Source organism: Oceanobacillus indicireducens (assembly GCF_014647195.1).
Lineage (GTDB): Bacteria > Bacillota > Bacilli > Bacillales > Amphibacillaceae > Oceanobacillus > Oceanobacillus indicireducens.
Genome location: NZ_BMOS01000013.1, coordinates 48,567 through 72,343 on the forward strand (window position 1 = coordinate 48,567; position 23,777 = coordinate 72,343).

Genomic DNA, 23,777 nt, shown 5'->3' on the forward strand with positions numbered 1-23,777 from the left:
TTTATTAAGATTTGTCAAGTATTTTAAATGGAAGTTTTATTTCGCAAACTCAGCTTTGAATAAATAAACGACATCAAAACACTGCATGAAGGCGAGCTTGTGTTGGTGGATATTGCATACTCTGATGATGAATTTGGAATATCTTCTATTTCAAACTCGTTTTATGAAGACCCCGAAGCGAATATGGAGGAGTTAAAGGAGTATCTCGGGTTGTGAGAGAAGACACACCATCTTCATCACCTACCCCAATATGGAATGTTTGCTGCTCGTCAACTCCATCTATTTTGGTTGCGAAAATAATCAAACCCGTTTCGTCTACCGGTGACGTTAGATAACCTAGCTGATCATCGACTAATTCCCCTTGCTCATATTTTTCTACCCACATGGATACTTCCTCATAGTCCTCGTTATTGAAGTCAAACAGGAACGATTGGTTTGTTAGCGTAGAGAGTATAGTTTCCTCCCTATCACTTACATCAACTGCTGCAATAATATTAGAAGCGTTGTCATCACAAGCACTCAATGTTCCTACTAACAAAATAAACATCAGAATTCCCAAAAGTTTTTTCATTAGAGAATCACATCCTTCGTTTCCGTTTTCTACTTTACTGCTTGAAAATATTAAAAGTTATCCTCTCCACCAACAATGACAGAGCGGTGAGAGCTCGTATAATTATCATAGCGGTTAGAGATTATCATTGTAAACAAAAAAGGTAAGCCGACCAGGTCAAAACCTGATTGACTCACCTTTAAACAGTCGATGTCACTTTTGATTTACATTCAGCTCCATCGACCAGGAACTGTCCGAACTTCCTGCACCTACATTCGATAAAGAAGACTTGCCGAATGATCTATATGAGGCTTAGTCGCCCTTATACCCTTGTGGTGAAAGTCAACATCGGCTCAAGGAGAAAAGGAAGGCCGACTAAGAACGCGGGCCAAGGCCCAACTCACGTCTCCCCCTAAAGGGGCATGTTTCCTTTATCTCATTGCGTCGAAGTCCAATTCGGCCGTTCCTAAACGGGCGATGTCACCTTTGATTTAATAAGCCTTCGCCCAAATAACCATCTCTTTCGCTGGTTTACCACAGCACACACAAGTTTCCGCTAACTTCTCTTGTTCAAAAGGAATACAGCGGGAGGTTGCGGTTGTTTCTTCTTGGATCTTCTCTTCACACGCTTCGTCTCCACACCACATTGCTTTTAGGAAACCGCCTTTTTCCTCAAGCATTTCTCTAAATTCTTCCATCGTTGTAACAGAAGTTGTCTTCTCGTTACGATGTGCGAGTGCCTTGTCGTAAAGGTTTTGCTGGACTTCATCAAGCAATTCCGGTAGACGCTTTTCCAGATCAGCAAGTGCGACAAATTCCTTCTCACCGGTATCACGGCGTACAAGGACAACTTGCTCCTTCTCAATATCTTTCGGTCCTAGTTCAATACGAACTGGGATTCCCTTCATTTCATATTCATTAAATTTCCAGCCTGGCATCTTGTCGCTTGCGTCAATATCGACACGAACAAGACCTTTGAGCTGATCACGCAAGTCATACGCTTTATCTAGTACGCCTTCCTTATGTTGTGCAACCGGAATAATCATCGCCTGTGTCGGAGCAATCTTCGGAGGTACAACTAAGCCGCGGTTGTCCCCGTGAACCATAATCAATGCTCCCATAATTCTTGTGGATAGCCCCCAAGATGTCTGGTGAACGAATTGACTATCCCCGTTCTCATCCAAGTACGTAATATCAAAAGCTTCTGCAAAGCCAGAACCGAAATGATGGCTCGTTCCAGATTGCAATGCTTTCCCGTCATGCATTAACGCTTCAATCGTTAACGTATATTTTGCTCCAGCAAATTTTTCACTCTCTGTCTTCTTTCCCTTATATACCGGGATCGCCATATAGTTTTCAACTAAGTCTGCATAAGTATCAAGCATTCTCGCTGTTTCAATTTCCGCATCTTTGTCTGTTGCATGTGCCGTGTGCCCTTCCTGCCAGTGGAATTCAGAAGAACGCAGGAATGGACGAGTTGTCTTCTCCCAACGCACGACGTTCGCCCACTGGTTATAGAGCTTCGGAAGATCGCGATACGAATGAATGTGCCTTGAATAATATTCACAGAACAATACTTCAGACGTTGGGCGGACAGCGATTCTTTCTTGCAGTTCTTCATCTCCGCCATGGGTCACCCAAGCTACTTCCGGCGCGAATCCTTCCACGTGATCTGCTTCTTTCTGCAGCCAGCTTTCTGGAATAAACAATGGGAACTGCACATTCGTATGGCCCGATTCTTTAATCATGCGATCCAATTCATCTTTAATATTTTCCCAAATCGCATACCCGTATGGACGGATAATCATCGTCCCTTTAATTAAACCGTAATCGACTAACTCGGCCTGTTTCACAACATCGGTATACCACTGTGCAAAGTCATCTTCCATCGCGGTAATCTTTTCCACAAAGTCTTTATTCTTTTTAGACAAATGAAACACCTCTTTACGTTATTTTAAGTATGTGTTCAAAAAGGAGGATAAAAAGGACCGAGGTCGGCTAAGTTCGCAACGTCCTGTTGCAATGCCGACACTAGCACGTCCTGTGCGTCGAAATTCGAGGCGGCGAAAGCTCCCGGCACCGGAATGTACGTTAGTAGGTACATGAGGAGCGGAAAAGCGAGCCAACGAGTTTCCACAGGAGGTGGTGAGTTCTACGTTGTCCACAGGACGTGGACGATCTTAGTAGAACCTCCCCTTTCGCGAAGTTTCATTTTTACCGGACTTTTTGAACAACCTCTTTTACCAATAAAAAAAGACCCCTATCATATAAAAAGGGACCTTCGTGTGGTGGTACCACCCTTATTTGCATGAAAAGTCATGCACACTTCCTTCGAATAACGGCTCTACACCGCGCACATCTTACAGACTGTCTCTTCGTCTATACGAAGTGCGAACTCAGACGGCAGGTTCTAACTTCTGTCTCCCGGAAATTCGCACCGACCATTTCCTCTCTGAAAAAGACAGCAAATTGTACTATTCCGCATCAACGTTTCCACATATTTTCTCTTTTCTAATATATAGAAAGTAGGGGGTAAAGTCAAGCTATCCCCCCTACTGAACCTTCTCTACTTTAATATCGAACGCATCGCCGTATTTCCGCTGGGCAGCATGATAGGTCGGCCCAACCATTTCGGTATACGTGAACCCATGATTGATTGCTGTTGTTACAAATTTCTTCGCATGCTCCACTGCATCTTCCACGGTTTCGCCCTTCGCAAGGTAAGCTGTAATTGCCGCAGAGTAAGAGCAACCCGCTCCGCTCGTATTAACTGTGTCAATACGCGGCGCTTCAAATAAAGTAAGTGTCTTCCCGTCATATAATACATCGACAGCAGGCCCATCCAGCCGGCCACCTTTCACGAGCACATACTTAGAACCAAGCTCATATAAGTCAATCGCTGCTTGTTTCAATGCTTCCACATTTGTTATCTCTCGCTCACCCAGCAGAAATCGCGCTTCTGGAATGTTCGGTGTAATAATGGTTGCAAGTGGGATAAGCCGCTTTTTCAACGCCTCAATTGCATCATCTTTCAAAAGCTTTGAATCAAGTTTCCCGACCATAACCGGATCAATAACAACCGATTTAATATCCGATTGTTCAATTAACCCTGCGACCACATCAATTACTTCTTTAGAGAATAACATCCCCGTTTTTAAGGCATCCGTCCCAACCTGGCGCATCGCAGTATCAAATTGTGCTTCGATTGCTTCTATCGTCTGCGGATGGACGTTTTTCCCTGTTTCCGGGTGTTTCCCAACGATAGCTGTAACAACACTCATTCCATAAACATCAAGTTCTTGGAATGTTTTTAAATCTGCTTGGATTCCCGCACTCCCGCCTGCTGCAGAACCCGCGATCGTAATAACTCTTGCAGGATATTCCATAAAGCATTACTCCTTTAATTTCAACTATCAATTATTTTAACACACGCTAAAAAATAATGAGAATAAAAAACCAGACAATCATTACGAACTGTAAAATCACTTTTGCGAACGATCCACCCAAAAATCCGATCAACGATCCAATCGAAGCCCGGAATGCCTCATTTACCGTGCGCTTCATCAACATTTCTACGATGAACACAACAAGAAATGGGACATAAATAATTCCAAAGGGCGGTGTAATAAAGGAACCGATAATAACAGCAACGGCAGCCGCGCGTTCCCCTGCTTTACTGCCCCCGAACCGTTTCACAAAGTAACTGTTGGCAATGATATCGGAACTGATTAGCAGAATCGTTATCACAATCATTGCAAGCCAAAATAACGTATTCAGTTCGCCACTGTCAATACCAAAGTGAAAAATTATGAAACCTAACCAGATAAGTAGTACGGATGGAATAATCGGAAATACAATCCCGATGAAGCTACCGATAAATAATAAGACGATGACGATCCAAAGGATAATTTCCATGAAAGGACACTCCCATTCTATCTATTAACTACGGTGTAACTGGCTAGTAACAGCCCGATTGGTTCAACTCAACAAACTTCAGTGGATTAAAAAATGCACATTAAATGAAAGTCCAATTTATTACGCACTAACGGTCTGTAATATCCCCATCTCTAAAAATGGGTTAAGCTCAAGATGTGAAGGTGGGGGATATACAGTCCGTAAATCCCTGATTCTGTTCAACTAACATTCAGCCGGGGGAGATAAGGAAACCCCCACCGAATGAAGTTTCACTTTAACTTTTTTCTTATTTCAATCTTAATGACTCTTAGCTTCTCTGTCCATATTATTTTTATTCTCTTAAAAGTAAATCTCGGGGAAACCTGCGTAAATGAGATGATATGGAAGGATGTTTTTGTATATCCAAATGAGGTATGGATTATTCCGAAATTTGAAGGCTAACCGATTTTTTTCTCATTTTATCATGTTTGAGAGAAAACATGTTTATCGGTACCATTGTAACAACATTAAAATATAGAGTGCTTTTTTACCCGATGTTTTTATTATGAACAAAAGGGAATAGAAGTATCAAAATTCTTAGGAGGTCAATAGCAACGTGAAACGATTAGGGGTTTTAGTTTTAGTGGGCTTATTAGTTTTACTTGCAGCATGTGGTTCTGATAATGGAAATGGTGACGGTGCAGGTAAATTAGAAGCATTAAAAGAAAGCGGTACCGTAACAGTCGGCTTCGCTAACGAAGCACCATATGCTTATGAAGATAATGGTGAATTAAAAGGGGCTGCCGTAGATATTGCACAAGCAGTATTCGAAGAGCTTGGTATTGAAAATATGGATTCACAGTTAGCTGATTTCAGTCAATTGATTCCAGGTGTTCAAGCTGGACAATTTGATGTTGTAACAGCCGGCATGGCAATACAACCTGCACGCTGTGAGAACGCACTATTCGCCGAACCGGAAATGCAATACGGGGAAGGCTTAGTTGTACCAGCAGGAAACCCGAATGATATTCATAGTTACAAAGATATAGCGGATAATCCAGATTTAACTGTCGTGGTCATGGAAGGCGCAACAGAGATTGGTTTCTTACTGGATGAAGGTGTTAGTGAAGATCAAATCACGACTGCTTCAGACATCCCATCTACTTTCTCGGCCGTTCAAGCTGGTAGAGCGGATGCAACAACCGGCACCGAAATGACGGTAAGAATGGCGCTTGAATCGTTTGATTCCGATGATCTTGAGTTTGTAGAGTCATTTGAACAACCCGATATTGAAGGTGTGCCAAGTTACGGCGCTGCTGCCTTCAGTCTAGATAATGAAGAATTACGTGATGCTTACAATGAGGTATTAGCAGAATTAAAAGAAGATGGAACCGTTGCAGAGCTACTTGAAGCGAATGGATTTAATGGTGAAACAAACTTTGTAGCAGATGGAGAAGTGACGACAGAGCAAGTGTGTAATGGTGAAGAGTAAACGTATCCGTTCACTTCAAGAACGAATAATGCAGTAACTTCATAAGGTCCGGTTCCTATCCAGGGCTGGACCTTTATTTTTTCGCGTGAATATGGAAGCGTACAACAATCTATTACAAGATAAATAAGGAGTGATTATCATTAATGCAGTAATCGAGGTTTTTCCTCAAATTGCACGAGGTCTTGGTGTAACCATTACAGTTCTAATTGCTGCGTCCCTATTAGCCTATATAATGGCCTTTGTTGCCGGACTCTCTAAACTATCAAATAATGTATTCATTCGTAAAGCGACCGGGTTTTACGTGGAAATCTTCCGTGGAACCTCACTTATTGTTCAATTGTTTTGGCTTTACTATGCAATTCCGATGCTATTTAATATACCACTCGGTACCAACTGGTGGATCGGGGTCATCGCAATCGGACTGAACTATGGTGCATATCTTTCAGAAGTGGTTCGCTCGTCCATCGTTGCAGTAGATAAGGGACAAACAGAAGCGGCTATTGCCCTTAACATGACAAGTTTCCAACGTATGCGACTTATTATTTTTCCGCAAGCAGTTCGCATGATGCTCCCTGAGTTTGGTAATTATACGATACTCATGTTGAAAAGTACTTCGCTCGTTTCCTTGATTGGTTTACGGGATATCCTCTATTATGGAGATATTATCCGAAGTACGAATGCATCGATTACCCCGCTTGTTTATACATTAGTACTCGTGCTCTACTTCCTCCTTGCTTTACCATTAATTTGGTTGACAAGGAAAGGAGAAGGTATTGCAAAGAAAGGGGTAGCTAGTTCATGAACACAACCTATTGGAGTTGGGATAGATTTTTTGAAGCACTCCCTTTCATTTTAGACGGTTTAGGCTTGACAATTTTCCTAACCATTTCCTGTTTCATATTTGCGCTCGTCTTTGGATTCGTTTGGACATTCTTAAGAAGAATACCGAATCGACCATTTAACTGGATTGTATCGTGGGTCATGGAATTTATCCGTACAACCCCGCCACTTGTACAGTTATTCTTCATTTATTATGCATGGCCGGTCATGCCTCTAGTCGGTACAACATTAAGCCCAGTGCAAAGTGCTATTCTTGGTCTAGGACTTCACTACAGCACCTATATTTCCGAAATCTATCGCTCAGGAATTGAAAGTGTTGAAAAAGGACAATGGGAAGCAGCTCAGGCACTTAACCTTAGCACCCTCGATAAATGGAGAAAAGTCATTTTACCACAGGCGATTCCGCCAACAGTACCGATGCTTGGAAACTACTTTATTATTTTATTTAAAGAGGTACCACTTGTTTCAACAATTAGTGTCGCTGAAATCTTATTGTTAGCGAACACATACGGAGCGAGGAATTGGGCTTATCTAGAGCCACTTACAATTGTAGGTATTATATTCCTGCTTCTAAGCTATCCTTCCTCCATACTGATTCGGAAGCTGGAAGATAGGATGAACACAAGATTCGATAAAAATGCATTAGCCAAAAGTTCATAGAGGAGAAGTGATGAGAAAATGACTGCACCTATTGTACAATATCGGGATGTTTGTAAATCATTTGGCGATGTTGAAGTATTAAAAGGTATTAATTTAGATATCAATCCAGCGGAAAAAGTTGCAGTAATCGGACCGAGTGGTTCCGGTAAAACAACGATCATCCGCTTATTGATGACACTCGAAGAACCAACCTCAGGAGATATTATCGTTAGCGGGGAAAATTTATGGAAAATGGAAAAGAACGGGGATATGGTACGCGCTAATGAGCACCATTTACGTAAAGTACGTGGTGACATTGGCATGGTTTTCCAGCATTTTAATCTATTTCCGCATATGACAATTCTGGAAAACTGTATGACGGCTCCGATTCATGTAAAGAAAGAAAACAAAGAAGAAGTACGAAAGCGTGCAATTGAAATGCTTGAAAAAAAAGCCAGCTCTCTGGTGGTCAAAAGCAGCGTGTCGCGATGGCAAGGGCTGTTGTCATGCGTCCGAAGATCATGCTCTTTGACGAGGTCACTTCAGCCCTTGACCCCGAGCTTGTCGGCGAGGTGCTGGAAGTGATCCGCGACCTTGCCCAGCATGAGGATATGGCGATGGTGCTCGTGACGCATGAAATGGACTTTGCATTAGATATCGCGGATAAAGTACTCTTCCTTGATGAAGGTGTCATTGCAGAGCAAGGATCAGCAAAAGAAGTAATTGAGCATTCACAAAATGAACGATTACAAAGCTTTTTAAGCAGATTCCGCAGCTAACTTGACTGCGAACACAAAACCACCAGATGCCAGCAATAATAAGGCATCCGGTGGTTTTTTATCGTTATGTTACTGTTTTTCTTCTCCTATAATCCGGACTTCCCTTTCAAGGGCTACTCCGAATTTCTCATATACTGTCGCTTGCACATGTTCGATCAGCTTAATATACTCGTTTGCTGTTGCATCATCGACATTCACGATGAAACCGGCATGCTTTGTGGAAACCTGTGCGCCGCCAATCTGGACGCCTTGGAGATTGCTGTCCTGAATAAGCTTTCCAGCGAAATAACCGGGCGGACGCTTGAAAACACTCCCGCAAGATGGATATTCGAGGGGTTGCTTCGATTCCCGCTTCTCCGTCAAATCATCCATTACAGCTTTTATCTCCTCATAAGCGCCTTCCTTTAAATCAAAAGTCGCCTCAAGAACGATATAGCCGTTATCCGGAATGTTACTTGTACGATAATTTAGATCCAGTTCGTCCGCTTGCAATGTCTTCAGTTCCCCGTCTTTCGTGCAGACGAGGGCACTTCTAAGGACGTCCTTCACTTCCCCGCCATAAGCACCTGCGTTCATATACAACGCACCACCGACAGAACCAGGGATACCGCAAGCAAATTCAAGTCCAGACAGCCTTTCTTGTAATGCATACCTGGAAGTATCAATAATTCTTGCACCACTTTCCGCAATAACCGCGTCACCTTCTCGTTTAATCGAACAAAGTTTCTGCAAGTTCATGACGATCCCACGGATGCCACCATCCCGGACAATCAGGTTCGACCCATTGCCAAGTAAGGTGAAATCGACATCTTCTTTATTCGCAAGGCGCACAATCTCCTGCACTTCACCATAGTTCTCCGGCGTCACATAATAATCGGTTTTCCCACCAAGTTTTGTATACAGATGTTCCTTTAATGGCTCATCTTTTAATACATTTTCTTTTGCTGTTATACGAATTAATTTATCATAAATCGAATCCTTCATCGTCAATGCCTCTCATCCTTTTATCACAAATTCCTTTTACGTTAATCACGCATTAACGGTCTGTAATATCCCCTTATCTAAACGTGAGGGAAACCTAAAATGTAAGGGGGATTAACAGTCCGTAAATACCTGATTCTGTTCAACTAACATTCAGCGGGGGTGGTAAGGATACTCCACTGAATGAAGTTTCACTTTATCAAATTTTACTCGCTTCTATAGTGTAAGATATTGTGATAAATCTTGCCACAAAAATCATTAAATTATTTGATCAATCCGATGAAATTCAGGCCTGCCAGCCGTATACGTTGCAACATATTCAAATCCGGCCTCTTTCAAATTCAGAAGTGCTTCCGGAAATGCAAAAGCCAACGTATCCGGCACGTGGGAGTCGGAACCTAAAGTAATGATTTCCCCGCCACATTCTTTATACAGCTTTAATATATCAAGGCTCGGCATACCGCTATCAAGCCCGTATCTTGTACCGGATGTATTAATCTCAATTCCTTTCCCTGCCGGAATAATTTCCGCAAAGATTTCCCGGATAATTTCATGGAAATTACGCTTACTTTTCTCCGTCGTATAGCGTTTCACCAGGTCCAGGTGCCCGAGAATACTAAATTGCTTATATTCCTTTATACAGTCAAGCAGCTCCTGGTAGTAAATCTCATATGCCTCGTCCACTGTCTTCCCTTCGAAAAACGCTCCAGAGTGTAAATCTTTCCTTTCTGTCGCATGCACCGAAACAATGACGAAATCAAACACTTCTTCCTTCATCATGCTTTCATATTGATGAAGAACATGCGGTTGGAGTCCAATTTCCACTCCTTTTTTAACCCGCATCCTTCCTTCGTATTTCTCCTGAAGCTCTTTAATCTTCCTATCATACTCTTTTAAGTCAAATTCGAAAATCCAATCTTTATCTGGATAATCATAATCGATATGATCGGTGAAACAAATTTCTTGAAGTCCTAAGTCAATAGCTTTTTCAATTGTTTTCTCCATTGGTGTGTCACAATCTGCGGAGAATGTACTATGCATGTGATAATCAAACACGAATCCTCGCTCCTTTATTCTTGTCCTTCTGTTAATCTATTATTTTATCACGTATTAACGGTCTGTAATACCCCACTGAATGAGTTTCACTTTATAATAATTTACGAAAGAATGAATTGACTTTCTTCTTCATAATTATTATAATACTATATAACTTTAATTAGATGAAGTGATAAAGCATTAAATTGATACAATAAATAATAATGTTTCAGAGGGAAGGAGATTTGCATGCGACAAAATAAGGAGAAATTAAGCAACCAAGCGGTCCAGAGTTATAAAATCAAAAGCCAGCTCATCCGTAAATTAAGAACAAGGTTCGCCACGTACGGTTATGAACAAGTGCATACACCTGCTTTTGAAGACTATGATACGTATGCCTCCATTCAGAAGACAGTGAATAAGGATGAAATGATTAAGGTGATTGACCGCAGCGGGAAAGTGCTCGTTCTCCGCCCTGACGGCACAATACCAATTACTCGATTGACTGCCTTAGACCGAGAGATTAATGGGAGTGAACAGCGGCTATTTTATATTTTCAATGTATACGGGGAACAGAATAGTAATGGAACGAATAAAGAGAGCACACAAGCTGGCGTCGAGTTGTTCGGTAACAAGCGACCAGAAGCGGATGCGGAAGTCATCGCCTTAGCCGTCCATACATTAAAGGAAATCGGTTTTGACAATTTTAAACTGGAAGTCGGGCATGCAGGATTCTTCAAGGAATTGGTGGATCAGGCAAACCTTGCGGAAAATGAATTACAGCAATTGCAGGAATTAATCCAGTCAAAAAACTTGGCGGAAATGGAACCATTTTTAAAGCAGCTCCAAATTCGTGATGAATTACAAGAAGCACTCTACGCGATTCCCCTACTTTATGGAAATCCGCAAGCAGTTCTGGAGGAAACGAAAGCGATTATTAAAAACGAACGCATGCAAGAAGTTTTAAATAATTTAAAAGATGTAATAGAGGTCCTTACCGATTATGACCTGTTAGAGCATTTGACACTAAATCTCGGGTTAATCAATAATATGCATTATTATACCGGCGTTATTTTCCAAGGATTCGTTGAAAACATTGGAAAACCAGTCCTAATGGGCGGGCGTTATGATCAGCTTGCGGAACAATTCGGTAAAGCAATGCCGGCGATCGGGTTTGCCTATAAGGTCGATGTCGTCCTTGAAGCACTTAAGCAGCATCAACTAATCAAAGACGATAACAACCCGCCATTACAAATTTACTATGTTCCAGAAGAAAGACGAAATGCATTTTCGGCGGCAAAACTACTCAGGGAACAAGGCTATGCTGTCATTACAAAGCCATTTGCCAAGAATGCACAACAGGCTGGAATCCTCTTTCAATCAAATGGGAGAGTTATTGTAAATGGAAATGAGCAGCAAGTGGAAACAAATGAGGAATTGCTTAACCTTGCAGAACTAGCAACAGGAGGTGTCTAATATGGAAAAACTCACCATTGCCCTCTCAAAGGGGAGGCCAGCAAAACATACAATCGAAACACTAGAAGCGGCTGACATGCAGTTCATTGATTTCCATGAAAAGAGTCGGAAACTCGTATTCTACAATGTCGACGAGTCAATTAAATTAATCTTTGTAAAAGCGGTCGATGTGCCGACCTATGTGGAAAGAGGTGCAGCTGACATCGGGATTGTCGGTAAAGACAATATCTTAGAATCGAGAGCAGAAGTGTATGAACTGCTTGATCTTGGTATCGGAAAATGTAAATTTTCTGTTGCGGGCTTCCCCAATTATTCGATAGACGCGAACCGGCCACTCACCGTAGCAACGAAATATCCCAATGTTGCCGAGAAGCATTTCAGCCGGAAGGGACAGGAAATTGAAACAGTGAAATTAAATGGTTCCGTTGAGCTGGCTCCGCTTATTGGTCTAGCTGATGTTATTGTCGATATCGTCGAAACCGGCAACACGTTAAAGGAAAATGGACTCACGGTACTGGAAGACATTGATGATATTAGTACCCGCTTAATTGTAAATAAAGCTAGCTTCGCGACAAAAGCGACGGAAGTAAGAAGCTTTATCGATCAACTAAACAATGCATTGGAGAGAACACCATGAAAATAATCACTGCAGAAGAGTTTGCTAAAAAGTGGAACGACCGAACAGAGATTGACACAAATGAAGCGGCTCTCGATGAAACGGTGCTCGAAATTATTCGCACGGTTCGAGAGAAAAAAGATGCTGCTTTATATGCGTATACGGAGCAATTTGACGGAGCAACGCTTGATGACCTCCTCGTACCCGAAGAAGAATTTTCCGAGGCTGAAAAAATTGCAGCGCCAGAGCTTGTCACTGCTTTAAAAGAAGCCGCAGAAAATATCCGCAATTACCACTCAGAGCAAAACGAAAAGTCATGGATGATTTCACAGGATAAAGGGATTCTACTCGGTCAGAAAGTAACCCCAATTGAACGTGTTGGTGCTTACATCCCTGGTGGGAAAGCCGCCTACCCATCGACGGTATTAATGACGATTATTCCAGCGCAAATCGCCGGAGTGGAAGAGATTACAATTACGACGCCGCCGGACAAAGACGGAAAAGTGAATCCGTACGTCCTTCTTGCTGCGAAACTCATTGGGGTGGAAAGGATTTATAAAGTTGGCGGTGCCCAGGCTATTGCAGCGCTCGCTTACGGTACAGAAACTATAAAACGAGTCGATAAAATCGTCGGACCAGGAAATGCATATGTCGCCCGGGCGAAAAAATGGGTATACGGCACCGTCGGCATCGACATGATCGCCGGACCAAGTGAAATTTGCGTTATTGCGGATGCAGAAGCGAATCCCCGTTATGTCGCGGCTGACTTGTTATCTCAAGCAGAACACGATGAATCTGCAAGTGCCATTTGTGTTACGACAAGCAAAGAACAGGCAGTGGCTATTCAAAAGCAAGTTGCCGAGCAAACGGAAAAATTAGAACGGAAAGAGATTATCCAAGCATCAATTGAAACGAACGGAAAAATAATCATTGCGAAAGATTTGACTGAAGCGGCAAATGTATCCAATAAAATCGCCCCAGAGCATTTAGAATTGATGGTTGAGCACCCTATAGAACTCTTGCCAAAAATTAAGCATGCCGGAGCAATTTTCTTAGGAAACTATTCCCCCGAACCGCTCGGAGATTATTTCGCCGGACCGAACCATACGTTACCAACAAGTGGAACAGCCCGCTTCGCCTCCGGACTCGGTGTCTATGATTTTGTTACACGCTCAACAATCATCAGCTATCCACAAGAGGCGTTCGTTGCTGCAAGTGAGTCGATTAAGACATTAGCAACAGTAGAAGGATTAACAGCCCATGCCAATTCCATCCAAGTGAGAAAGGACGAATTATGATGCGCACATTTGAAATATCAAGAGATACATCAGAAACAAAAATCAACCTCAAATTGAATATCGACGGAAAAGGGAATAGCGAAATCGTTAGCGGTATCGGCTTTTTTGACCATATGTTAACCGCGATGACGAAGCATGGATTATTTGACTTAAAAGTAAAATGTGATGGAGACTTGGAAGTAGACCAGCACCATACTGTAGAAGATATCGGTATCGCGCTTGGCCAAGCATTCCGGGAAGCACTCGGAACGAAAGAAGGAATCACGCGATATGCGCACGTAACATCGCCAATGGATGAGGCATTAGCAACTGTTGCCCTCGATATTAGTAACCGTTCCTATCTCGTCTATAATGTAGAAGGTTTAAAGGACAAAGTCGGTAATTTTGATACTGAGCTGGTGGAAGAGTTTTTCCAGGCCTTTGCAAGTAATTCTGGAATTACGCTACATATCAATCTGGCGTATGGACGGAACAGCCACCATATTATTGAAGCAATTTTTAAAGGATTCGGCCGTGCTCTAGATCAAGCAACATTGAAAAATGCACGTATTGAAGGAATTCCATCAACCAAAGGTGTCTTATAGAGGAGAGGAGATTATTCATGATTTTATTCCCAGCTATTGATATTCTTGGCGGCAAATGTGTCCGCCTTACGCAAGGTGATTATAATAAAGAGAAAATTTACAGTGAACAACCAGTCGAGGTAGCAGCTGACTGGGAGCAAAAAGGGGCAGCATTCATCCATATCGTCGATCTCGACGGTGCGAAAACTGGAAGGTCTGTTAACAAGGAACTGATTGCTGAAATCGCCCGAACTGTTTCCATTCCCATTCAAGTCGGTGGTGGCGTTCGTTCCATCGAAGTCATTGAAGATTATTTAGAAAATGGTGTGAGTCGTGTCATCATCGGCACAGCCGCCATTCAAAACAAAGTGTTTTTACAAGAGGCGATTGAGCAGTTCGGTGAGAAAATTGCTGTCTCTATCGATGCCCGCAATGGTTTTGTTGCAACAGATGGCTGGACAAAGGAAAGTACGGTAAAAGCACTCGACCTCGTGAAGGAGCTTGAGGCAACCGGTGTGAAGACGATCGTTTATACGGATATTTTAAAAGACGGAATGCTGCAAGGACCGAATTTCGAGGAGCTTGAGGCAATCAATGAGGCAACTACCATTGATGTCATTGCTTCCGGCGGGGTGACGACGGAAGCAGATGTACGTAAATTGGCGGAGAAAGAAATGTACGGAGCGATAATCGGCAAAGCTCTATATGACGGCACTCTTGATTTTACTCGCTTAGTCGATCCGGTTGGTAAAGAATATGTCGACTAAAAAAATCATTCCCTGCCTCGATGTGAAGAACGGCCGAGTCGTCAAGGGACAACAATTTCAAAACATTCAAGAAGTCGCCGAGCCCGTAGAACTTGCTAAGCGCTATAACAAGTCCTTAGCAGATGAGCTTGTTTTATATGATATTACAGCCTCCGTTGAGAAGAGAAATATTTTCCTTGATATCGTTGAAAACATCGCCGCCGTCATTGATATTCCGTTTACAGTAGGTGGTGGTATACGCACCGTCCAGGATATTGAAAAAGTTTTACAAGCTGGAGCGGATAAAGTATCGATCAATAGTGGAGCCATTGGAAATCCAGCATTCATTCAGGAAGCAGCAGAAGCATTCGGCAGCGAGAAAATCGTCTTTGCCCTTGATACAAAAGAAGTCTCTCCAGAAAAATGGAACGTTTTTTCCAGCGGAGGACGAAGCGATACTGGAATCGATGCGATCGAGTGGGCCATCAAAGGAGCGAACCTCGGAGCCGGTGAGATTGTTGTCAATGCGATTGATGACGACGGTGCAAAAACAGGTTATAATCTCGCGCTAACGAAAAAAATTGCGGAAGCCGTGGCTGTTCCCGTTGTTGCTAGCGGCGGGGCGGGAACATACGAACATTTTAAAGATGCTTTGACCGATGGCAGAGCAACTGGTGCCCTTGCAGCTTCAGTCTTCCATTACGGTGAAATTGATATCCCAGAACTTAAAGCATATCTCGAACAAGAAAATATAGACGTAAGGAGAGGTAACTAAAATGAGCGTGCAACCAGATGATTTAACCTATGACGATCAAGGACTCCTTCCTGCCATTGTACAGGATGCAGCAAGCGGGAAAGTACTGACCCTTGGCTTTATGAATAAGGAATCCCTTGAGAAAACATTGGAGACGGGAGAAACATGGTTTTATTCAAGATCCCGAGAAACCCTTTGGAATAAAGGAGAAACATCCGGTAACAAACAACTCGTACAGAAAATCAGCTATGACTGTGACAAAGATGCCTTATTAGTACAGGTACAGCCTTTAGGACCTGCTTGTCATACGGGTGAAGATACATGCTTTTATCAAACAATGACCGAGACGGAATTACCAATTTTCGATATCATCCCACAAGTGATTGCAAAGATTAAAGATCGCAGGAACAATCCAGTACCAGGTGCTTACACGACGTATTTATTTGATAAAGGGATCGATAAGATGCTGAAAAAAGTCGGCGAGGAATCGAGTGAAGTCATTATCGCGGCGAAAAATGAGGATAAACGTGAACTGACGGCAGAGATTTCCGACCTCCTCTATCACCTGCTCGTAGTGATGGAAGAGTCTGGTGTGGCACTAAGTGATATTAAAGCGGAACTCATGGAAAGACATTTAGAAAAGGAAGGACAAAATCGTGAGTAAGTTTTGGAGTAATGCAGTAAAACGAAGTAACCCATATATTCCAGGCGAACAAGTGAACAATCCGGAAATCATCAAATTGAATAGAAATGAGAATCCATATCCTCCCTCCCCACTCGTTCTTAAAGCGATTAAAAAGGAAGTCGGTCAATCACTTCGACTCTACCCCAGCCCGACTGTTGATACGTTGAGGGAGGAAATTGCTAACCTTTACGACTTAGGGAAGGAAAATGTGTTTATCGGAAATGGTTCCGATGAAGTACTCGCTTTTTCCTTTATGGCCTTCTTTGAACCTGGGCAAGCGATTCGTTATCCGGATATTTCCTATAGCTTCTATCCGGTCTATGCAAAGTTATTTGATATTCCGGTTGAAGAAATTCCCTTACAGGACGACTTTTCTATCAAGCCAAGTGATTATTATGATTCAGAAGGCGGTGTGATTTTCCCGAATCCGAATGCACCGACGAGTTTGTACCTTAACTTGGCAGGTATTGAAGAGATTTTGCGACATAATCAAGACCGCATCGTAATTGTGGATGAAGCTTATATCGATTTTGCCGAAGAATCCGCGGTTGGATTGCTCAAGAAATACGATAATTTACTCGTCATCCAAACAATGTCAAAATCCCGTGCCCTTGCTGGTCTGCGCTTAGGATTCGCCCTTGGCTCACCCGAATTGATTGAAGGACTCGTGCGTATCAAGGATTCCTTCAACTCCTATACAATCGACCGTTTAGCTATTGCCGGCGGGGTTGCAGCAATAAAAGACAAAGCATATTTTACAGAGAAGAAGGAAAAGGTTATTGCGACCCGAAGCTGGGTAACAGAAGAATTGGAAAAGCGCGGATTCACTGTTCTACCTTCCCAGACGAACTTTTTATTTGTCACCCATCCGGAGAAAGATGCGGCGCGGCTGTACGAACAATTAAAAGAAAATCTTATACTAGTCCGTTACTTCAACAAACCGGAAATCGCGAACTTCATCCGTATTACCATCGGGACAGATGAAGAGATGAAGACATTCTTTCATGTATTAAATCGGTTGGAAAACTTTTAATAAAGTGAAACTTCATTCAGTGGGGAATTCCTTCCCTCCCCACTGAATGTAAGTTGAACAGAATCAGGTATTTACGGACTGTATATCCCCCACTTTAACATTTTGGTTTTCCCTCATGTTTAGAAGTGGGGGTATTACAGACCGTTAATACATGATAAAAGATGCAGCACTCTTATGATTCAAGTGCTGCATCTTTTTTCTTAGATATGAATTACAAAATAGAAATACTGTGGATAAATAACTAAAGATGCTAGTATTAGCCACGTCCGGCTCCAGCCCCACACTCCTCCAATCAATAAGTCAACATCAACTCACTGCCGTTCGTTGTGTTTCCTTTATCTCATTCCGGAGTGCTCCAGTTTGTACGTTGCTAAACGGGCGCTTACGCCTTTGTTTTAGATATGTTTTTCAATTTCTGCTTCTTCTTTCAGTTCAGCAATTCGGTTTTCAAGAAGTTCACTTTGCTTTTGCTCAGCAAGTGACTGTCTGATCATATCTTCAACTTCTTCCAGTTCACCGACTTCTTCACTTTCTTCTTTCAGCAGATTATACTGTTCTTCTACTTCTTTGTCCGTTACTTCAGCTTCAAATTCCTCTTCAATGTACTTAATTGTAATTAAATCATTCGTCAACTGGGTACGGAATTCTTCTTCGGATAGATCATATTCCTTAAGCAGTGTATCAATTGCTTCCTCTCCATTTGTCTCAATGATACTGTCAATTTCTTCTTGAGTATCCTCTTCGGTTACTTCAATTCCACTATCAAGAGCGTCTTGGCGAATTAATTCCTGTTCTGTGATAATGTCAATCGTCTCATTTTTTAGCGTATCAAGATCACTGACATCTTGCCCATACATATGGTACATTGTCTTTAGTTGTCTATATATATTATTGTATTGCTCGCCAGTAACTTCGTCGCCATTGATGCTCACAACGACTGTATCGGCGTCAACTTTCTCGTCTTCGGTGATTTCAACTTCTTCCTGTTGCTGTGCTTCATTTTCTTTTTCAGCTGCTGGGTCATCGGCTTTATCTGCGTCATCTTTACCACAAGCTGCTAACATAAGTGTTAGAACAAGCGTGAAGATGAGCAGCATTTTTTTCTTCATAAAAATATTTCCCTCCTAATTGGTCTTTCTCTAGTAAACCACAAATCGGTACCTGATTTCAATTAAAAAAGCAACCTCTTCATCGATAGAAGAGGTTGTTTTTCAAGTAATGGGTTGAATACCTAGGAAAATCTGTAATGAAATGGATATTTGTTTATTCGATTGTTTCGTCGATTTGTTTAGCCATTTCAGATACGGATACAAGTCCGCCGCCTGATAGGTACCAGAACTCTGGGTTCAAATAATGGATATTGTCATTTTTATATGCGTTCGTATTTTCTACTAGCTCGTTTTCAACAAGTTGTTTCGCACTTTCTGACTCGGAACCACCAACAACAGCTCCACGGTCAATGACATAAAGAATATCCGGATTCTGTTCCATAACGTACTCAAAGGAAACATTCATACCGTGAGTCGATGCTTCAATGTTTTCATCTATCGGTTTAACTCCGAATACATCGTGGATAATACCGAAACGAGAGCTTGGACCATAGGCACTGATTTTGTCATCATTAGCTAAGATGATTAATGCTTTTTCGTCACTTGCTTCAGCTCTTTCGTTCAAATCGGCAATAATGTCATCAATTGCTGTCAATTCCTCTTCTACTTCTGCTTCTTTATCAAAAATCTGACCTACCGTTTCCATGTTATTTTTGAATGAATTCATGTAATCTCCATCATCTACACCAAGGTGAATGGTTGGTGCAATTTCAGCAAGTTGATCATATAGGGAAGCTTGACGACCCGAAATAATGATTAAATCTGGATCAATCTCAGAGATCTTCTCAAAATCTGGCTCTTTCAGGCTACCAATATTCTCATATTCATCTGATTCGAAAGTATCCAAATAGCTTGGAAGTGTACCACCTTTTGCCACACCTGTAACACTTTCTACACCAAGTTTATCTAATGTATCTAGGATACCAAAGTCAAATACTACAACTGATTCTGGGTTTACAGGAACTTCTGTTGTATCTAGTTCATGCTCAACTGTAACTGTTCCAGCGGCGGCTTCTCCCCCTCCGCCTCCTATTTCTTCTGTATCGGTGTCTGTATTTGTTTCAGCACCTTTATTATCATCATCCGAACCGCAAGCGGCTAGGAATAGAAGGATCAATCCAATCATTAAAGCATACGTAAATTTCCTCATAAGTAGTTACTCCCTTTTGTACAATTTTTAAGCTTATTTAAAAAGCTTATATATAATTATTAACTATAGCTATATCATTCCATGCAGTAGTAGGGAGATAAAGTGAAACTTCATTCCGTGGGGAATTCCTTACTCCCACTGAATATTAGTTAAACAGAATCAGGTATTTACGGACTGTATATTCCCACCTTGATATTTTGGTTTTCCCTCTTGTTTAGAGGAAGGGGGTATTACAGACCGTTAATACGTGATAAGGGTAATATTTATTTTTCATTCGACTCCACATGTCCGTTTCTCTATAAACATATATCATTACTATACATCCTTGCCCCCTTTTCTCTCATGGATTCGAAATCGGAACAGGAGTAATCATTTTATTTGAAGCAAAATCATTTACCTCATCCGTAAAATACGATAAGATAAAGATAGTCATGTTCCCTTGACACGAATTTTTAGGTTGCCGCCTATTGTGTCAGGGGGATTTTTTTCACCTTTTCTACCCCATGCTTCATGTTCAAATATAACTATTAGTAATAAAAACAAATTCGCTGGCTGTCAATTTCTCGAATGTCTATGTCCATATCGTAAATTTCTTTCAGGACACATCGGTCAATGACATCACAGGCACGGCCTTGCTTTACAATCTTCCCGTCTTTTAGTGCAACAATATGATCAGAATAACAGGAAGCAAAGTTGATATCATGAATGACAATCACAATTGTTTTTCCCATCTCATCGACTAAGCGACGCAGGGTTTTCATGATTTGGCTTGCGTGACGCATATCCAAGTTGTTCAGTGGCTCGTCAAGCAGGATATATTCGGTATCTTGGGCAACCGTCATCGCGATATGTGCACGTTGACGCTGACCTCCAGAGAGCTGGTCTAAAAATTTATCTTGAATCTCTTCAAGTTCTAAATAAGCAATTGCTTCATCGACTTTCTCCCAGTCCTCTTTTTTCAACTTTCCTTGTGAGTAAGGGAAGCGGCCAAAGGAGACAAGTTCACGAACAGTAAGTTTCAAGTTGATTGTATTTGACTGTTTTAAAATCGAAATCTTCTTCGCTAATTCATTATTCTTCGTTTTGAATACATCTTTCCCGTCAATGGTAATGTCACCATCATCTTTTGCAATTAAGCGGCTAATCATTGAAATAAGCGTACTCTTACCTGCACCATTCGGGCCAATGAAAGAGGTGATCGTGCCCTTTTTAATCTTCAGGGACACATCTTCTATAATCTGCCTGCTACCAAACGATTTAAAAACATTTTTCAAATCTACCATGATTTATTCTCCTTTAACAAAAGATAAATGAAGTAAACTCCACCAATAAAGTTAATGATGACACTTACAGTCGTACTGAAAGTGAATACTTTTTCCACAAGGAACTGCCCACCAAGTAAAGCGATAATACTAATGAATACAGAACCTAATATAATGTAAAAATGACGATATGTCTTCATCAATTCATAAGCTACGTTAACGACGAGTAGGCCAAGGAATGTAATCGGCCCAATTAATGCAGTTGCGACAGAGATGAGAATCGCTACGACGATGAGGAGCCGTTTCACAACATAGTCGAACGGTACACCTAAATTAATGGCATCGTCCTTCCCTAAAGCGAGAACATCCAAATACTTGTAAAATCTCTTAAAATATAAAAGCACAAGTGCGATGATGAGAATCGAAATATAGACGAGGTTGCGATCCACATTATTGATACTCGCAAACATCCGGTCCTGGGCAATTCCGAATTCATTCGGATCAATCAAGACCTGCATAAAGTCAGTGAAACTTCCAAAGAATGTACCGAGAATCATTCCGACTAATAGAAGGAAGTAAATATTATTACCTTCGCCTCTAAATAGGAAGCGATACAACACAAGAGAAAATAATATCATTGCACTTATAGATATTAAATAATTTAGGCCACTATTCATCATGACGATGGAATTAGCACCAAAGATAAAGATAATAACGGTTTGTATGAGCATGTACAGGGAATCTAGTCCAAGTACACTTGGTGTTAGAATCCGGTTGTTCGTAATAGTCATAAAGACGACGGTAGCAAATGCAATCGCTCCGCCAGTCAGAATGATCGCTCCTACTTTCATAATTCGTCTCGGGAGGATGTAATCAATATTTCCAGTCAGATCATAAAATACATATAATAACGCGAGTGATACGGAGATGATGGCTAGAATGATTGTTTTTGATTTATAACCCATATTTCTTTCTCCTTAGCAGCAGGTAGATGAAAATTCCACTACCTATCACCCCAACGGTTAAGCTGATTGGAATTTCATATGGATAAATAATCAACCTGCCGATCACATCACAGAAGAGGACGAACACTGCCCCTAACAATGCGGTATGAACTAATGTGTTTTTCAAATGATCTCCCTGGTAAATGGCAACTATATTCGGGATAATCAAGCCAAGAAACGGAATGACTCCCACCGACAACACAACCGATGCTGTCACAAGTGCACTAATGATTAATCCGATATTGACGATTTGGCGATAATTCAACCCTAGACTCCTCGAGAAATCCTCTCCCATGCCCGCAATCGTAAATTTATTTGCATAGAAATATGCAATTAGTAGAAGGGGCACACTGACAAGCATTAGCTCATAATTCCCACTCATAATCATGGAAAAGTCACCCTGCATCCAAGATGACATGTTTTGGATCAAATCATTCTGATAAGCAAAGAAAGTTGATATCGAGCTTATAATATTACCAAGCATTAAACCAATTAATGGTATGAATATCGCGTCCTTGAATTTCACCCTGTCTAGGATCTGCATGAAGAGCAAGGTGCCAAGTAAAGCGAAGATAAAGGATACAAGCATCTTTTGCAGAGGTGTTGCCGTCGTGAAGACCATCATCGATACGAGGATTCCGAGTCTTGCTGAATCCAAGGTACCTGCAGTTGTCGGGGAAACGAATCTGTTTCTACTTAACTGCTGCATGATCAAACCAACGATACTCATGCTCATCCCTGCAATAATAATACTGATCAATCGAGGAACTCTGCTAACTAGTAAAACTTGCTTTTGTGTTTCCGTTAAGCTAAACAAATCGAGTGGACTCACATTGGAGACACCGACAAATACGGAAAGTAGTGAGAAAACAAATAAAAGTATAATTAAGTACCGTATTTTCATAGACTGCCCTTCTCTTCAAAAAACAAGTCCATTCATAAATATGTATGGATCATGTTTCTCCTATTCCCTCTTTGTTTTATGTTGAGATTAATTAATAATTATTATCACCTGCAACTAACTCTAAACAAGAATGATATTCATTATCAATTAGGTGTTAATTACAGTATATCAGATTTGTAAGGGTAGTCAATGATTGGGCATAAAAGAATTTAGCTTAGCTGAAAAAGTTATTGAGAATTAAAAAGGAAACATGCCCCTTTAGGGGGATACCGCTGTTGGGCTTTAGCCCGTACTTAAGCGGCCTTCCTTTAGTTCTGAGTTGATGTTGACTTATCAATTAGAGGAGTGTGAAGTTTGATAGTTGCTGGGCGCTGGATCCGGACGTGGCTAGCCCTGGATACCTGAGTTATTACAGCATTTTTATTTTATAGTTGGTGGGAGAATGTTAATCGCTGTTAATTTCTCTATTCCGTGCTTCAGCTCTTGAAAAGGGAAAATAATCGTCGTTTATTTTCCCATTCCAGGGTTCCATCTATTCTCATGGGAAAGTAATCGTCGGTTATTTTCCCATTCCAGCGCTCCATCTCTCTCAAGGGAAAATAATCGCCGTTTATTTTCCCATTCCGGCGCTCCCTCTCATCTCATCGGAAAGTAACCGCCGTTTATTTTCCCATTCCAGCGTTCCATCTCATCTCATGGGAAAGTAACCACCGTTTATTTTCCCATGCCAGCGCTCCATCTCATCTCATGGGAAAGTAACCACCGTTTATTTTCCCATGCCAGCGCTCCATCTCATCTCATGGGAAAGTAACCACCGTTTATTTTCCCATGCCAGCGCTCCATCTCATCTCATGGGAAAGTAATCGTCGTTTATTTTCCCATTCCAGGGTTCCATCTATTCTCATGGGAAAGTAACCACCGTTTATTTTCCCATTCCAGCGCTCCATCTCATCTCATGGGAAAGTAA

The 23,777-nt window shown here is 41.6% G+C and carries 22 protein-coding genes, 1 pseudogene and 1 other annotated feature; of the genes and pseudogenes, 12 read left to right on the forward strand and 11 right to left on the reverse strand.

Annotated elements, in window-relative coordinates; translation table 11 throughout:
• Window positions 1-145: 145 nt before the first annotated feature.
• From IEX94_RS10620 to IEX94_RS10635, 4 genes are all read right to left on the reverse strand, one after another.
• A complete protein-coding gene (locus IEX94_RS10620) occupies window positions 146-571 on the reverse strand; it encodes a YgaN family protein (protein WP_188857141.1) in 426 nt (141 codons plus the stop codon).
• 470 nt (window positions 572-1,041) lie between these two features.
• Window positions 1,042-2,481 carry a proline--tRNA ligase gene (proS, locus tag IEX94_RS10625; protein ID WP_188857142.1) on the reverse strand — a complete coding sequence of 480 codons (1,440 nt, stop codon included), beginning with the start codon at window positions 2,479-2,481 and terminating at the stop codon, window positions 1,042-1,044.
• Between the two features lie 339 nt (window positions 2,482-2,820).
• Window positions 2,821-3,047 (reverse strand) — a binding site (T-box leader).
• A gap of 55 nt (window positions 3,048-3,102) precedes the next feature.
• Complete coding sequence (thiD, locus tag IEX94_RS10630) at window positions 3,103-3,936, reverse strand: bifunctional hydroxymethylpyrimidine kinase/phosphomethylpyrimidine kinase (RefSeq protein WP_188857143.1); 834 nt, start codon at window positions 3,934-3,936, stop codon at window positions 3,103-3,105.
• A 46-nt stretch (window positions 3,937-3,982) separates the two neighbouring features.
• A complete protein-coding gene (locus IEX94_RS10635) occupies window positions 3,983-4,465 on the reverse strand; it encodes a DUF456 domain-containing protein (RefSeq protein ID WP_156856030.1) in 483 nt (160 codons plus the stop codon).
• 595 nt (window positions 4,466-5,060) lie between these two features.
• On the opposite strand from IEX94_RS10635, the gene ehuB reads away from it, so the two are divergent.
• The 4 genes and pseudogenes from ehuB to IEX94_RS10655 all read left to right on the forward strand — a co-directional run bounded on the left by ehuB (window position 5,061) and on the right by IEX94_RS10655 (window position 8,194).
• Window positions 5,061-5,936: an ectoine/hydroxyectoine ABC transporter substrate-binding protein EhuB gene (ehuB, locus tag IEX94_RS10640; protein WP_188857144.1), complete on the forward strand. Its 876-nt coding sequence runs from the start codon at window positions 5,061-5,063 to the stop codon at window positions 5,934-5,936.
• A 139-nt stretch (window positions 5,937-6,075) separates the two neighbouring features.
• On the forward strand, window positions 6,076-6,738 hold the full coding sequence (locus IEX94_RS10645) for an amino acid ABC transporter permease (protein ID WP_188857224.1): 663 nt from the start codon (window positions 6,076-6,078) through the stop codon (window positions 6,736-6,738).
• A complete protein-coding gene (gene ehuD, locus IEX94_RS10650; RefSeq protein WP_188857145.1) occupies window positions 6,735-7,436 on the forward strand; it encodes an ectoine/hydroxyectoine ABC transporter permease subunit EhuD in 702 nt (233 codons plus the stop codon). Before IEX94_RS10645 ends, ehuD begins: the two co-directional genes overlap by 4 nt.
• Before the next feature lie 18 nt (window positions 7,437-7,454).
• A pseudogene (locus tag IEX94_RS10655) lies at window positions 7,455-8,194 on the forward strand (amino acid ABC transporter ATP-binding protein).
• 69 nt (window positions 8,195-8,263) lie between these two features.
• Here the strand turns inward: IEX94_RS10655 and murB are convergent.
• Window positions 8,264-9,178 carry a UDP-N-acetylmuramate dehydrogenase gene (murB, locus tag IEX94_RS10660; RefSeq protein WP_188857146.1) on the reverse strand — a complete coding sequence of 305 codons (915 nt, stop codon included), beginning with the start codon at window positions 9,176-9,178 and terminating at the stop codon, window positions 8,264-8,266.
• A 255-nt stretch (window positions 9,179-9,433) separates the two neighbouring features.
• Window positions 9,434-10,231: a histidinol-phosphatase HisJ family protein gene (locus tag IEX94_RS10665; RefSeq protein WP_188857147.1), complete on the reverse strand. Its 798-nt coding sequence runs from the start codon at window positions 10,229-10,231 to the stop codon at window positions 9,434-9,436.
• Window positions 10,232-10,459: 228 nt separating this feature from the next.
• Between IEX94_RS10665 and hisZ the strand changes: the two genes are divergently transcribed.
• Genes hisZ through hisC form a run of 8 tightly spaced genes read left to right on the forward strand, consistent with a single transcriptional unit; the run spans window position 10,460 to window position 17,381 of the window.
• Window positions 10,460-11,686 carry an ATP phosphoribosyltransferase regulatory subunit gene (gene hisZ / locus IEX94_RS10670; protein WP_188857148.1) on the forward strand — a complete coding sequence of 409 codons (1,227 nt, stop codon included), beginning with the start codon at window positions 10,460-10,462 and terminating at the stop codon, window positions 11,684-11,686.
• A 1-nt stretch (window position 11,687) separates the two neighbouring features.
• Entirely contained in the window at window positions 11,688-12,323 is a 636-nt protein-coding gene (gene hisG, locus IEX94_RS10675; protein WP_188857149.1) for an ATP phosphoribosyltransferase, read from the forward strand.
• Entirely contained in the window at window positions 12,320-13,600 is a 1,281-nt protein-coding gene (hisD, locus tag IEX94_RS10680; protein ID WP_188857150.1) for a histidinol dehydrogenase, read from the forward strand. Before hisG ends, hisD begins: the two co-directional genes overlap by 4 nt.
• On the forward strand, window positions 13,600-14,184 hold the full coding sequence (hisB, locus tag IEX94_RS10685; RefSeq protein WP_188857151.1) for an imidazoleglycerol-phosphate dehydratase HisB: 585 nt from the start codon (window positions 13,600-13,602) through the stop codon (window positions 14,182-14,184). Before hisD ends, hisB begins: the two co-directional genes overlap by 1 nt.
• A gap of 17 nt (window positions 14,185-14,201) precedes the next feature.
• Window positions 14,202-14,930, forward strand: coding sequence for a 1-(5-phosphoribosyl)-5-[(5-phosphoribosylamino)methylideneamino]imidazole-4-carboxamide isomerase (gene hisA / locus IEX94_RS10690; protein ID WP_188857152.1), 729 nt, complete (start codon window positions 14,202-14,204; stop codon window positions 14,928-14,930).
• Window positions 14,920-15,684 (forward strand): imidazole glycerol phosphate synthase subunit HisF, encoded by a 765-nt coding sequence (hisF, locus tag IEX94_RS10695; protein WP_188857153.1) that lies wholly within the window; start codon window positions 14,920-14,922, stop codon window positions 15,682-15,684. Before hisA ends, hisF begins: the two co-directional genes overlap by 11 nt.
• 1 nt (window position 15,685) lies before the next feature.
• A complete protein-coding gene (hisIE, locus tag IEX94_RS10700) occupies window positions 15,686-16,327 on the forward strand; it encodes a bifunctional phosphoribosyl-AMP cyclohydrolase/phosphoribosyl-ATP diphosphatase HisIE (protein ID WP_188857154.1) in 642 nt (213 codons plus the stop codon).
• Complete coding sequence (gene hisC, locus IEX94_RS10705; RefSeq protein WP_188857155.1) at window positions 16,320-17,381, forward strand: histidinol-phosphate transaminase; 1,062 nt, start codon at window positions 16,320-16,322, stop codon at window positions 17,379-17,381. Before hisIE ends, hisC begins: the two co-directional genes overlap by 8 nt.
• A gap of 395 nt (window positions 17,382-17,776) precedes the next feature.
• Here hisC and IEX94_RS10710 read toward each other — a convergent pair whose 3' ends face one another.
• From IEX94_RS10710 to IEX94_RS10730, 5 genes are all read right to left on the reverse strand, one after another.
• A complete protein-coding gene (locus IEX94_RS10710; protein ID WP_156856043.1) occupies window positions 17,777-18,490 on the reverse strand; it encodes a SurA N-terminal domain-containing protein in 714 nt (237 codons plus the stop codon).
• Window positions 18,491-18,644: 154 nt separating this feature from the next.
• A complete protein-coding gene (locus IEX94_RS10715; protein WP_188857156.1) occupies window positions 18,645-19,640 on the reverse strand; it encodes a siderophore ABC transporter substrate-binding protein in 996 nt (331 codons plus the stop codon).
• A 527-nt stretch (window positions 19,641-20,167) separates the two neighbouring features.
• Complete coding sequence (locus IEX94_RS10720; protein WP_188857157.1) at window positions 20,168-20,923, reverse strand: iron ABC transporter ATP-binding protein; 756 nt, start codon at window positions 20,921-20,923, stop codon at window positions 20,168-20,170.
• On the reverse strand, window positions 20,917-21,867 hold the full coding sequence (locus IEX94_RS10725) for an iron chelate uptake ABC transporter family permease subunit (protein ID WP_156856046.1): 951 nt from the start codon (window positions 21,865-21,867) through the stop codon (window positions 20,917-20,919). Before IEX94_RS10725 ends, IEX94_RS10720 begins: the two co-directional genes overlap by 7 nt.
• Window positions 21,857-22,810: an ABC transporter permease gene (locus IEX94_RS10730; RefSeq protein ID WP_156856047.1), complete on the reverse strand. Its 954-nt coding sequence runs from the start codon at window positions 22,808-22,810 to the stop codon at window positions 21,857-21,859. The genes IEX94_RS10725 and IEX94_RS10730 overlap by 11 nt, the downstream gene beginning before the upstream one ends.
• Window positions 22,811-23,777 lie beyond the last annotated feature (967 nt).

What these genes read in the sequence shown, in the direction of transcription:
- IEX94_RS10620 (WP_188857141.1), bottom strand. Translation starts at nt 571, where the DNA reads ATGAAAAAACTTTTGGGAATTCTGATGTTTATTTTGTTAGTAGGAACA.
- thiD (WP_188857143.1), bottom strand. Translation starts at nt 3,936, where the DNA reads ATGGAATATCCTGCAAGAGTTATTACGATCGCGGGTTCTGCAGCAGGC.
- IEX94_RS10635 (WP_156856030.1), bottom strand. Translation starts at nt 4,465, where the DNA reads ATGGAAATTATCCTTTGGATCGTCATCGTCTTATTATTTATCGGTAGC.
- ehuD (WP_188857145.1), top strand. Translation starts at nt 6,735, where the DNA reads ATGAACACAACCTATTGGAGTTGGGATAGATTTTTTGAAGCACTCCCT.
- murB (WP_188857146.1), bottom strand. Translation starts at nt 9,178, where the DNA reads ATGAAGGATTCGATTTATGATAAATTAATTCGTATAACAGCAAAAGAA.
- hisZ (WP_188857148.1), top strand. Translation starts at nt 10,460, where the DNA reads ATGCGACAAAATAAGGAGAAATTAAGCAACCAAGCGGTCCAGAGTTAT.
- hisG (WP_188857149.1), top strand. Translation starts at nt 11,688, where the DNA reads ATGGAAAAACTCACCATTGCCCTCTCAAAGGGGAGGCCAGCAAAACAT.
- hisD (WP_188857150.1), top strand. Translation starts at nt 12,320, where the DNA reads ATGAAAATAATCACTGCAGAAGAGTTTGCTAAAAAGTGGAACGACCGA.
- hisB (WP_188857151.1), top strand. Translation starts at nt 13,600, where the DNA reads ATGCGCACATTTGAAATATCAAGAGATACATCAGAAACAAAAATCAAC.
- hisA (WP_188857152.1), top strand. Translation starts at nt 14,202, where the DNA reads ATGATTTTATTCCCAGCTATTGATATTCTTGGCGGCAAATGTGTCCGC.
- hisF (WP_188857153.1), top strand. Translation starts at nt 14,920, where the DNA reads ATGTCGACTAAAAAAATCATTCCCTGCCTCGATGTGAAGAACGGCCGA.
- hisIE (WP_188857154.1), top strand. Translation starts at nt 15,686, where the DNA reads ATGAGCGTGCAACCAGATGATTTAACCTATGACGATCAAGGACTCCTT.
- IEX94_RS10710 (WP_156856043.1), bottom strand. Translation starts at nt 18,490, where the DNA reads ATGAAGAAAAAAATGCTGCTCATCTTCACGCTTGTTCTAACACTTATG.
- IEX94_RS10715 (WP_188857156.1), bottom strand. Translation starts at nt 19,640, where the DNA reads ATGAGGAAATTTACGTATGCTTTAATGATTGGATTGATCCTTCTATTC.
- IEX94_RS10720 (WP_188857157.1), bottom strand. Translation starts at nt 20,923, where the DNA reads ATGGTAGATTTGAAAAATGTTTTTAAATCGTTTGGTAGCAGGCAGATT.
- IEX94_RS10725 (WP_156856046.1), bottom strand. Translation starts at nt 21,867, where the DNA reads ATGGGTTATAAATCAAAAACAATCATTCTAGCCATCATCTCCGTATCA.
- IEX94_RS10730 (WP_156856047.1), bottom strand. Translation starts at nt 22,810, where the DNA reads ATGAAAATACGGTACTTAATTATACTTTTATTTGTTTTCTCACTACTT.